This window comes from Pseudonocardia sp. Ae505_Ps2 (genome assembly GCF_001932425.1).
Taxonomy (GTDB): domain Bacteria; phylum Actinomycetota; class Actinomycetes; order Mycobacteriales; family Pseudonocardiaceae; genus Pseudonocardia.
Map to the genome: position 1 here is coordinate 4230283 of NZ_MCIP01000001.1, position 11780 is coordinate 4242062.

Consider the following 11780-nt stretch of genomic DNA (forward strand, 5'->3'; position numbering starts at 1 on the left):
CGATGGCGGACGACGACAAGCTGCGCGAGTACCTCAAGGCCACGCTCGGCGAGCTGCGCCGGACGCGGGCCCGGCTGCAGGAGCTGGAGGATGCGCGCTCCGAGCCGATCGCGGTCGTGTCGGGCGCCTGCCGGCTGCCCGGCGGGGTGCGCACCCCGGAGGACCTGTGGCGGCTGGTGGCCGAGGGCCGCGACGCGATCGCGCCCTTCCCGGTCGACCGTGGCTGGCCGCTGGACGCGCTGTTCGACGACGACGCCGACCGGGTCGGCACCACCTACGCCACCGAGGGCGGATTCCTCGACGACGCGGGCGGCTTCGACGCCGCGCTGTTCGGCATCTCCCCACGCGAGGCACTGGCGATCGACCCCCAGCAGCGGCAGCTGCTGGAACTGGCCTGGGAGGCCTTCGAACGGGGGCGGATCGACCCGACCTCGCTCCGCGGCGCCCCGGTCGGCGTCTACGCGGGCCTGATGTACCACGACTACGCGGCGAACCGGATCACGCTGCCGGAGGGGCTGGAGGGCTACTTCGGGATCGGCAACTCGGGCAGCGTCGCCTCGGGCCGGATCTCCTACACCCTGGGCCTGCAGGGTCCGGCGCTCACCGTGGACACGGCGTGCTCGTCGTCGCTGGTGGCGGTCCACCTCGCGGTACGGTCGCTGCGCTCGGGGGAGACCGACCTCGCGCTCGCCGGCGGCGCCGCGATCATGGGCACCCCCGAGGTGTTCGTGGACTTCGCCCGCCAGCGCGGCCTGGCCCGCGACGGGCGCTGCAAGGCGTTCGCCGACGGCGCGGACGGCACCGGCCTGGCCGAGGGCGCCGGGCTCCTGCTGCTGGAGCGCCTCTCCGACGCCCGCCGCCACGGCCACCCGGTGCTCGCGGTGATCCGCGGGACCGCGGTCAACCAGGACGGGGCCTCGGCCGGGCTCACAGCACCGAACGGCCCGTCGCAGGAGCGGGTCATCCGCGCCGCGCTGACCGACGCGGGCCTGACCACCGCCGACGTCGACCTGGTCGAGGCGCACGGCACGGGCACACCGCTCGGGGACCCGATCGAGGCCCAGGCCGTCCTCGCCACCTACGGGCAGGGCCGCAGCCCGCGGCGGCCCGTCCACCTGGGCTCGGTCAAGTCCAACCTCGGCCACACCCAGGCCGCGGCGGGGGTCGCCGGGATCCTGAAGGTGATCGGTGCGCTGCGCCACCGGACGCTGCCCAGGACCCTGCACGCCGAGGCGCCGACGTCGAAGGTCGACTGGTCCGACGGCGACGTGGCGCTGCTCACCGAGAACAGGGACTGGGCCTCGCCGGACGGGCCCCGGCGGGCGGCCGTGTCCTCGTTCGGGGTGAGCGGGACGAACGCGCACGTCGTGCTCGAGGAGGTGACGCCCGAGGAGGTGCCCCGCACGGCACCGACGGGCGCGCCGGTGCCGCTCGTGATCTCCGGGCGATCCGCTGCGGCACTGCGGGCCCAGGCGGAACGCCTGCTCGCCGTCGCCGACCGGGACCCGCGCGCCCTCGGGTTCGGCCTCGCGACCACCCGGGCCGCCCTCGACGAGCGCGCGGTCGTGGTCGCGGCGAGCGCCGAGCGGACCGCCTCGGGCCTGCGCGCGCTCGCCGGCTCCCGGCCCGCGGCGAACCTGGTGACCGGCCGCGCGGACGTCGACGGTCGCACCGTCCTGGTCTTCCCGGGTCAGGGTGCCCAGTGGTCCGGGATGGGCGCTGCGTTGCTCGACGAGTCTCCCGTGTTCGCCCACGCCTTCGACGAGGCGGCCGCGGCCCTGGCCGAGCTGGTCGACTGGGACCCGGTGGCCCAGGTGCGGGCGGTGCCCGGACCGACCCGGGTCGACGTCGTCCAACCGCTGTCCTTCGCCGTGGCCGTGGGGCTGGCCGCGCTGTGGCGGGCCCACGGCGTGGTGCCGGACGCGGTCGTCGGCCACTCCCAGGGCGAGATCGCCGCGGCGTACGTGGCGGGCGTCCTGTCCCTGTCGGACGCGGCCCGGGTCGTCGTCGCGCGCAGTCGTGCCATCGCCGCGGGTCCGGCCGGGGGTGGCGGGATGCTGGCGGTCGGACTGCCCGAGGCGCTGGCGCGGAACCGGGCCGCGGGGCGGGCCGAGATCGCCGCGGTGAACGGACCCTCGTCGGTGGTGCTCGCGGGCGAGCGGGCGGCCCTCGACGACCTGGCCACCGAACTCGACGCGGCGGGGGTGCGAGTCCGTCGCATCCCGGTCGACTACGCCTCGCACACCGCCGCGGTGGACCACACCGAGACGGAGATCCTGCGGGCTCTCGACGGGCTGCGACCGGGGCGGCCGCTCGTGCCCTTCTACTCCACGGTCGACGGGCGTTGGGTGCGGCCGGGCGAGCTCGACGGCGACTACTGGTACCGGAACCTGCGCCGGACCGTCCGGTTCGCCGAGGCGGTCGAGGCACTGGTCGCGGACGGGCACCGGGCGTTCGTCGAGGTCAGTCCGCACGCCGTGCTGACCGGCGCGATCGAGGAGGCGCTCGACGCGGCGGCCGAGCCGTCGGTGGTGACCGGCACGCTGCGCCGCGACGACGGCGGCCTCGACCGGTTCCTCGCCTCGGCCGCACAGCTCTGGATCCGTGGGGTCCCGGTGGACCTGCGGCCCGCGTTCGGTGCCGAACCCCCCGGGCCGGTCGACCTCCCCACCTACCCGTTCCGCCACGAGCGGTACTGGCTGCGCCCCGGCGACGGCCGGACCCTCCACCACCCCCTGCTCGACGCCGTGGTCTCGCTGCCCGAGACCGGTGGCGCGGTCGGATCGGGGGTCCTCTCACTGTCCCGGCACCCCTGGCTGGCCGATCATGCGGTCGAGGGCCGGGTCCTGCTCCCCGCCACCGGGCTGCTGGAGCTCGTGCTGCCCGCGGCCGAGGAGTCCGGGTCCCCGGTCGTGGAGGAGCTGCTGGTCGAGGAGCCGCTGACGCTGCCGGACCGCGGCGCGGTCGAGGTCCGGGTGACCGTGGGCGCGCTCGACGGCACGGGCAGGCGTCCGGTCGGCGTCCATGCCCGACGACAGGACGGCGCGGACGACTGGAGCCGCCACGCCCGCGGCTACCTCGGTGTCGGCGAGCACCCGCCCGGACAGGTCCTCGCGGACCCCGGGGAGCGGATCGCGCTCGACGCCTTCTACACCGACCTCGGTGACCGGGGGTACGGGTACGGCCCCGCCTTCCGCGGTCTGCGGGCGGCGTGGCGGACGACCGACGCGGACGAGATCGTCGTCGACGTCGCCCTGCCCGCGGAGGCGGTGACCGACGGTCCCCCGTTCGTCGTGCACCCTGCGCTGCTCGACGCGGCCCTGCAGGCCACCAGCCTCGTGCGGCCCGCCGAGGCCCGCCGTCGGTTGCTCCCCTTCGCCTGGGAGGGCGTGCGGGTGCACGCGACCGGGGCCACCGCCCTGCGGGTGCGCGTGCGGCGGCTCGGCCAGGACGTCTTCGCACTCGTGGCCACCGACCCGGCGGGCGGACTCGTGGCGACGGTCGAGGCGCTGACACTGCGGCCCGCCGCGGAGGCGACCCTGCGGCCCGCCGCGGAGGCGGGACCGGCCCCGGTCGACGACCTGTACCGGGTCGTGTGGCGCCCGCTCGTCCTGGCGGGCGCGTCGGCCACGGACCTGCCGCCCGTCGTCGACCTCACCGCCGCGGACCCGGGAGCACCGCCCGCCGCCGCCCGGGCCGCCGCGACGACCGTGCTCGACGCGCTGCGCGCCGTCGAGGGACCGGTGGTCGTCGTGACCGGCGCGGACCTCGACGACCCGGTCACCGGGGGCGTGTGGGGCCTGGTGCGCACCGCGCAGTCGGAGGAGCCCGGCCGCATCACGCTGGTCGCCGCCGCGGACGCCGCGGACCCCCTGTTGCCCGCCGTCGTCGCGTCGGGGGAGCCGCAGGTGCTGCTCCGCGCAGGCGAGGCCTTCGTGCCCCGGCTCGCCCGCGCGTCCGCCGGGGGCGCCGGTCGCCCGTGGGACCCCGACGGGACGGTGCTGATCACCGGCGGCACGGGCACCCTCGGAACCGCCGTGGCCCGGCACGTCGCCCGCACCCGTGGCGTCCGGCACCTCGTGCTCGTCGGCCGCACCGCGACGGAGGACCCCGCGCTGCGGGCCGAGCTGGCCGAGATCGGCACGCAGGTGCGGTTCGCCGCGGCCGACGTCGCCGACCGGGAGGCACTGGCGGCCGTGCTCGCCGCGGTCCCCGCAGGCCATCCGCTGACGGCGGTGGTCCACGCGGCGGGTGTGCTCGACGACGGCGTGCTGACCGCACTGACCCCCGAGCGGGCGGACGCGGTGTTCCGGCCCAAGGTCGACGGCGCCTGGAACCTGCACGAGCTGACCCGGGACGCCGACCTGGCGGACCTGGTGCTGTTCTCCTCGGGCGCCGGCACGTTCGGCACCCCGGGGCAGGGGAACTACGCGGCGGCCAACGGGTTCCTCGACGGGCTCGCCGCCCTGCGCCGCGCCGCGGACCTCCCCGCCGTCTCGCTGGCCTGGGGGCTGTGGTCGGAGACCAGCGGCCTCACGGCCGGGGCGGACCGCCGCCGGCTCGACCGCGCGGGGCTGCGCGGGCTCTCGACGGAGGAGGCGCTCGCGCTCTTCGACGCGGGCCTGGGCGGTGCGGACCCGGTGGTGCTGCCGACCCGGTTCGACGTCGCGGCCCTGCGCGGACAGGCAACGGAGGGGACGTTGCCCGTCCTTCTGAGAGACCTCGTCCGGGCCCCGCGCCCTACCGCCCCCACGGGCGCCGCCGGGACGCCGTCCGCACCCCCGGTGTCGCTGCGGGACCGACTCTCGGAGCGGACCGACGCCGACCGGGTGCGCGAGCTCGTCGAGCTGGTCCGCAGGCAGACCGCGGCGGTGCTCGGCCACGCCGACATCGACGCCGTGGCCGCCACCCAGGCCTTCCGTGAGGCCGGGTTCGACTCGCTCGCCGCCGTCGAACTGCGCAACCGGCTGGCCGCCGCGGCCGGGGTGGCACTGCCCGCGACGGTGGTCTTCGACCATCCGACACCCACGGCGCTCGCCCGGCGGCTACGCGACGAGCTGTGGGGCGAGCCCGCACCGGACGTGCCGGCGGCCGCGGCGCCGGGCGAGATCGACCTCATCGAGTCCATGCAGGTCGACGACCTGATCGCACGAGCGTTGGGAGGTGCCGGCCGATGACCGACGACCGGTTGGTGGCGGCTCTGCGGGCCGCCTTGGTGGAGAACGAGCGGCTGCGCAGCGGCGCGGCGACGCGCACGGAGCCCATCGCCGTCGTGGCGGCGGCCTGCCGGCTGCCCGGCGGTGTCCGTTCACCGGAGGACCTGTGGGAGCTCGTCGCCGCGGGCCGGGACGCAGTCGCGGAGTTCCCGACCGACCGCGGCTGGGACGTCGAGGCCCTCTACGACCCCGACCCCGGCGCGGCGGGCCGCTCGTACGTCCGGGAGGGCGGCTTCGTCGACGGCGCGGGGGACTTCGACGCCGGCTTCTTCGGCATCTCCCCGCGCGAGGCGCTGGCGATGGACCCGCAGCAGCGGTTGCTGCTCGAGCTGTCCTGGGAGCTCGTGGAACGGGCCGGCATCGACCCCACGTCGCTGCAGGGCAGTGACACCGGGGTCTACACCGGCGTGATGTACCACGACTACGCCTCCGGACTGCGCGAGGTGCCCGAAGGGTTGGAGGGCTTCCTCGGTACGGGCAACTCCGGGAGCGTGGTGTCCGGGCGGGTCGCCTACACCCTCGGCCTGCAGGGGCCCGCGATCACGGTGGACACGGCCTGCTCCTCCTCGCTGGTCGGCGTGCATCTCGCGGCGCAGGCGCTGCGGGCCGGCGAGTGCTCGCTCGCACTGGCCGGCGGTGTCGCCCTCCTCTTCGGACCCGCGCCGTTCGTCGAGTTCTCCCGCCAGCGCGGGCTGGCCCCGGACGGACGCTGCAAGGCCTTCGCCGACGCCGCGGACGGCACCGGCTGGGCCGAGGGGGCCGCGGTGCTCCTGCTCGAACGCCTGTCCGACGCCCACCGCAACGGCCACCCCGTACTGGGGCTCGTCCGGGGCTCCGCGGTCAACCAGGACGGCGCGTCGAACGGGCTCACCGCCCCGAACGGGCCCGCCCAGCAGCGGGTGATCACGCGGGCGCTCGCCGATGCCGGACTCGGCCCCGCCGACGTCGATGCCGTCGAGGGGCACGGGACGGGGACCACGCTGGGCGACCCGATCGAGGCCCAGGCCCTGCTGGCCACCTACGGGCGTGACCGGCCCGCCGACCGGCCCCTGCTGCTCGGCTCGCTCAAGTCCAACATCGGCCACACCCAGGCGGCCGCCGGGGTCGCGGGGATCATCAAGATCCTCGAGGCACTGCGGCACGGCGTCCTGCCGGCCACCCTGCACGTGGACCGGCCGTCGTCGCAGGTGGACTGGTCCGGCGGCGCGGTCGAGCTGCTCACCGAGGCACGGCGGTGGCGACCGGGTGGGAGCCCGCGTCGGGCCGGTGTGTCGTCCTTCGGGGTCAGCGGCACGAACGCCCACGTGATCGTGGAGGAGGCCCCGCCCGGGCCCGTGGACGACGGCCCGACGGGCCTGCCACCCGAGACCGTCCCGCTCGCGGTGTCCGGTGTCGACGGCGAGGGACTCCGGGCCCAGGCCGCCCGGCTCGCGGACGCCCTGGACGTCGGAGAGGCCGGGCTCGCCGACGTCGCGCTGTCCCTCGCCACCGACCGGGCGGTGCTGGCCCACCGCGCCGTCGTCGTCGCCGGGTCCCGCGCGGAGGCGGTCTCGGGGCTGCGTGCGTTGGCCGTGGGCGACCCGGCCCCCCGGTTGGTCACCGGGTCCGCCCGGGTGGACGGCCGGATCGCCCTGGTCCTGCCCGGCCAGGGCGCGCAGTGGGAGGGCATGGGCGCCGAGCTCCTGACCTGGCCGCGCTTCGCCGAGGTGGTCGACGAGGTGGCCACGGCGCTGCGCCCGCACGTCGACTGGGACCTGCGCGCGGTGCTGACCCGGGCACCGGGCGCTCCCGGTCTGGACCGGGTGGAGGTGGTCCAGCCGGCGTCGTTCGCGGTCGGGGTGGCGCTGGCCCGGCTCTGGGAGTCCTTCGGGCTCCGCCCGGACGCGGTCGTGGGCCACTCGCAGGGCGAGATCGCCGCCGCCACCGTGGCCGGTGCCCTGTCGCTCGCCGACGGCGCGCTCGTCGTCGCGGCGCGCAGCAGGCTGATCGGGCAGACGCTGTCCGGGCACGGGGGCATGGCTTCGCTGGCACTCACCCCCGACGAGGTCGCGGACCGGCTCCGGCACCGGGCGGGCGAGCTCGAGATCGCGGCGGTGAACAGCCCGCGGTCCGTCGTCGTCGCCGGTGATCCCGACGCGGTGCGCGAGCTGGTCGCCGAGGTCGACGCCGAGGGCGGCCGGGCCCGGCCGGTCCCCGTCGACTACGCCTCGCACACCGCCCACGTCGAGAAGATCGAGACCGAGCTGCGCGAGGCGCTGGCGAGCGTGCGCCCGCAGGCGTCGACCATCCCCTTCTACTCGACCGTCGAGGGGGCCTGGGTCGACGGCACGGCCCTCGACGCGGACTACTGGTACCGCAACCTCCGACGACCCGTCGGATTCGCCGACGCCACGTCGGCGCTGGTCGCACAGGGCTACCGGGTGTTCGTCGAGGCCGGTGCCCACCCCGTCCTGACCAGTGCGGTCCAGGAGAGCCTCGACGGGTCCGGCGCGGTCGCGGCCGTGACCGGCTCCCTGCGCCGCGACGACGGCGGACCCGCTCGCTTCCTGACCTCGCTGGCCACCCTGCACGTCCACGGGGTGCCCGTGGACTGGTCCCCGTTGTACGCGGGCACGTCCACCCGCCCGACCACCCTGCCCACCTACGCCTTCCAGCGCCGACGGTACTGGCTCGATTCGGAGAGTCCCCAGGTGACGACCACACCCCGACCGGAGACCGACACCGTGACCGACACCGACACCGACACCGACACCCTGACCGCCGGGCCGGATCTGGCCGTGCTCCCCGAGGACGAGCTCGTGGCCGCGCTGACCGAGATCGTGCGCGCCGCCGCCGCCGCGGTCCTCGGGCACCCCGGGCCCGAGGCCGTCGCGCCGGACGCGGTGTTCTTCGAGACCGGGTTCACGTCCCTGACCGCGGTGGAGGTGCGGGACCGGCTGGCGGCGCGGACGGGCCTGGAGCTGCCCTCGCTGCTGATCTTCGACCACCCCACGCCGCAGCTGCTCGCCGACCACCTCGCCCAGGAGCTCGCCGATGTTCGACGTTGACCGCTATCTCGCCGTTCTCGGGCTGCCGAGTCGCCCCGAACCGACTCGCGAGGCGCTCGCTCTGCTGCACCGTCGCCACCTGGCGACCCTGCCGTACGACAGCTCGCTCAACGCAGGTCGGGGGCTCGACCTGTGGGCCGGGATCGACATCGACGTCGACGCGGTCTTCGACGAGATCGTCACCGGAGATCGCGGCGGTGTCTGCTACGAGCTCAACGGCCTGTTCCGGGAGCTGCTGGCCCGGCTCGGCTACGAGGTGGGAGTGCTCGCGGCCGGGATCCGGCAGGCCGACGGCTCGTTCGGCCCGGACCTCGAGCACGTCCTGTCCTTCGCACGGGTCGAGGGCGAGCTGCTGCTGGTCGACGTCGGGTTCGTCGGGCCCTCCTACCTCGAGCCACTGCGGGTGAGCGAGCAGGTCCAGCACCAGTCGGGCGCCGACTTCCGGGTCGTCCCCGACGGCGGCTACCAGGTGGTGCAGCGGCGTGGCCGCGTCGGTGACTGGCAGCCCGTCTACCGGCTGCACACCGACCCTCGCGACCTGGCCGAGTGGCAGCGGCCGGACACCGGGCTGGAGGAGTTCGCCCGCCTCCTCGCCGGTGCGGGCACGGTCGTGCGGGGCCGGGCCACCGACAACGGCCAGAAGATCCTCATCGGGCGCAGGCTGCTCGTCGTCGACGACGGGAAGGACACATTGCGCGGACTGGTGACGCAGCCGGACCTGGACGAGGCCGTGGCGGACATCCTGCGGCGCCCGAGGTGAGCGGGCCGCTGCAGGCCGACGTCGTCGTGGTCGGGTTCGGCCCGGTGGGGCAGGTGGCGACCCTGCTGCTGGCGCGCCCCGGACGCCGGATCGTGGTGCTCGAGCGGTGGCCCCGGCCCTACCCGATGCCGCGCGCGGTCTCCTTCGACGGCGAGTCGGGCCGGATCCTCGCCGCCACCGGCATCGGTGACCGGCTCGCCGAGGTCACGGAGCCCTCCCGGGACTACGTCTGGCAGAACGGCGCGGGCACCGTCCTGTTCGAGGTCGACGTCTCCGACCGCGGCCGGTCGGGCCACCCGGACTCCAGCGCGGTGTACCAGCCGGGCCTGGAGTCGGCCCTGGCCGAGCGCGCCGAGTCGTCGCCAGGGGTCACCGTGCTGCGGGGCCACGAGGTGGTCGCCCTCGACCAGGACGCCGACCGGGTGCGGGTGGTGACCGCGGGGCCGGACCCGCTCGAGGTCGAGGCCTCGTGGCTCGTCGGGTGCGACGGGGCCAACAGCACCGTGCGCGCGGCCCTCGACCTCCCCGTGACCGACTTCGGCTACTTCGACGACTGGCTGACCTGCGACGTCACCGTGCACGACGGACGGGTCCTCGAGCCGAACAATCTGCAGGTCTGCGACCCCGCCCGCCCGCGCACCGCGGTGTCGGCAGGACCCGGTCACCGGCGGTGGGAGTTCATGCGGCTGCCCGACGAGGACCCGGCGGACTTCGGCACGGCCGACTCGGCGTGGCGGCTGCTGGGGCTGTTCGGGCTCGACCCGGGCAACGCCACCCTCGACCGGCACGCGGTCTACACGTTCCAGGCGCGGTTCGCGAACGACTGGCGCTCCGGGCGGGTCCTGCTCACCGGGGACGCCGCGCACCTGATGCCGCCGTTCGCCGGGCAGGGCATGTGCTCGGGGCTGCGGGACGCGGCGAACCTCGCGTGGAAGCTCGACCTCGTCCTGCGGGGCGCGGCCGCCGACTCGCTGCTGGACAGCTACACCGTCGAACGCCGGGCGCACGTGCAACACGCCATCGGCATGTCGATGAACCTCGGCCGGGTCATCTGCCAGACCGACCCGAAGGCCGCCGCGGACCGCGACACGGCGATGGCGGCCGCGGCCGCGCGCCGGCGCGGGACACCGGCCGAACCCGCGGTCACCGCGCTGACCCGAGGCGTGCTCCGCAGGGACCCCACCGGGCTGGGCGGCGTGCTCGGCCCCCAGGGAACGGTGACGCGCGACGGCGTCACCGGGCTGTTCGACGACGTCGTCGGCACCGGGTTCGTCCTGCTGTCGACGCTGCCGGTCGAGGGGCTCCTCGATCCGGCACGGCGCGCCCGGCTCGCCGGGCTCGGTGCCCACCTGGTGCAGGTCGCTCCGGCCGGGAGCGACGCCGCGGGCGTGCTCCAGGACCTCGACGACGTGTACCTGCCGCTGTTGGCCGACGCCGGCGCGGTCGCCGCGCTGGTCCGTCCGGACTTCTACCTCTTCGGCGGGGCGAGCGACACGACCGGGGCGCGAGCCCTCGTCGACGACCTCCTCATCCACCTCGGTTCGGAAAGGCTCTCCCCGGTATGACCCCCCTGGCCCCCGTGCTGCCGACCGACCCGCTCGGTGCTGCCGCCGCGCGCATCGCCGCCGCCACCGCGCGACCCGCGCTCCAACAGCCCGACTGGCCCGACCCGGGCCGGGTCTCGGCGGTCCGTCGTGCCCTGGCGCTCATGCCGCCGCTCGTCGCCGCCGACGAGGTCGACGGTCTGCGCACCCGCCTCGCCGAGGTCGCGCGCGGCGAGGCCCTCGTCGTACACGGCGGTGACTGCGCGGAGACCTTCGACGGCAACACCCGCGAGCACCTGCTGGGCAACCTCGCGACGCTGGGCGCCGTCGCCGACGTGCTGCGCGGCGGCGCGACCACCCCGGTCGTGCGGATCGCCCGGATGGCGGGGCAGTACGCCAAGCCGCGCTCGAACTCCTCGGACGCCGACGGCCTGCCGGTCTACCGGGGGGACATCGTCAACTCGGCGACCGGGACGCGCGCCGCCCGCGCGGCCGACCCCCAGCGGATGCTGCGCGCGTACGCGGACGCGGCGAGCGTCCTGGACCGCATCCGGACGCACCCGCAGGAGGTGTTCGCCGGTCACGAGGCGCTGCTGCTGGACTACGAGTCCGCCCTGGTCCGACGCTCCACGGCCGGCCTCTACGGGGGATCGGGCCACTTCCTCTGGATCGGCGAACGCACCCGGCACGTCGACGGCGCGCACGTCGCCCTGCTCCGCCTGCTGGACAACCCGATCGGGATCAAGATCGGGCCGGGAGCGACACCCTCCGAGGTCCTGACCTACCTGGGGCTGCTCGACCCCGGCCGCCTCCCGGGGCGGCTCTCGCTGATCGTCCGGATGGGCGCCGAGCGGGTGGCGGAGGCGCTCCCGCCGATCCTGGCGGCCGTCGCGGCCACCGGACACCCGGTCGCGTGGCTGTGCGATCCGCTGCACGCCAACACCGAGACCTCCGCCTCGGGGCTGAAGACCCGCCGGCTGGACCGCGTGCTGGCCGAGGTGCGCGCCTACGCCGCGGCGCACCGGGCAGCGCGCACCCACCCCGGCGGGCTGCACCTCGAGCTCACCGGTGACGACGTCACCGAGTGCGTCGGCGGTGCCGTCGCACCCGGTGACCTCGCCGACCGCTATCGCACCGCCTGCGACCCGCGGCTCAACCGCCCGCAGGCGGTCGAGGTCGCCGCGGTCGCCGCGCACGAGTTCGGCTGAACGGC

General features: G+C 76.0%; 4 protein-coding genes and 1 pseudogene. All 5 read left to right on the forward strand.

Annotation, left to right across the window (positions count from 1 at the left end; all coding sequences use genetic code 11):
* Positions 1-2: 2 nt before the first annotated feature.
* The 5 genes and pseudogenes from Ae505Ps2_RS20090 (at position 3) to Ae505Ps2_RS20110 (ending at position 11775) form a co-directional block, all read left to right on the forward strand.
* Positions 3-5177, forward strand: a complete 5175-nt coding sequence (locus Ae505Ps2_RS20090) for a type I polyketide synthase (RefSeq protein ID WP_075553864.1) — start codon at positions 3-5, stop codon at positions 5175-5177.
* Between the two features lie 23 nt (positions 5178-5200).
* Positions 5201-8263, forward strand: a pseudogene (locus Ae505Ps2_RS20095) (beta-ketoacyl synthase N-terminal-like domain-containing protein); the annotation flags it as partial.
* Complete coding sequence (locus tag Ae505Ps2_RS20100) at positions 8250-9023, forward strand: arylamine N-acetyltransferase (protein ID WP_075553866.1); 774 nt, start codon at positions 8250-8252, stop codon at positions 9021-9023. The pseudogene Ae505Ps2_RS20095 and the gene Ae505Ps2_RS20100, both read left to right, overlap by 14 nt.
* Positions 9020-10588: a bifunctional 3-(3-hydroxy-phenyl)propionate/3-hydroxycinnamic acid hydroxylase gene (locus tag Ae505Ps2_RS20105; RefSeq protein WP_084786353.1), complete on the forward strand. Its 1569-nt coding sequence runs from the start codon at positions 9020-9022 to the stop codon at positions 10586-10588. Before Ae505Ps2_RS20100 ends, Ae505Ps2_RS20105 begins: the two co-directional genes overlap by 4 nt.
* Positions 10585-11775 (forward strand): 3-deoxy-7-phosphoheptulonate synthase, encoded by a 1191-nt coding sequence (locus tag Ae505Ps2_RS20110; RefSeq protein ID WP_075333295.1) that lies wholly within the window; start codon positions 10585-10587, stop codon positions 11773-11775. Before Ae505Ps2_RS20105 ends, Ae505Ps2_RS20110 begins: the two co-directional genes overlap by 4 nt.
* The last annotated feature ends 5 nt before the right edge of the window (positions 11776-11780 follow it).

Bases quoted from the DNA above. Each gene is read 5' to 3' on its own strand.
- Ae505Ps2_RS20090 (WP_075553864.1), top strand. From the start codon at position 3: ATGGCGGACGACGACAAGCTGCGCGAGTACCTCAAGGCCACGCTCGGC.
- Ae505Ps2_RS20100 (WP_075553866.1), top strand. From the start codon at position 8,250: ATGTTCGACGTTGACCGCTATCTCGCCGTTCTCGGGCTGCCGAGTCGC.
- Ae505Ps2_RS20110 (WP_075333295.1), top strand. From the start codon at position 10,585: ATGACCCCCCTGGCCCCCGTGCTGCCGACCGACCCGCTCGGTGCTGCC.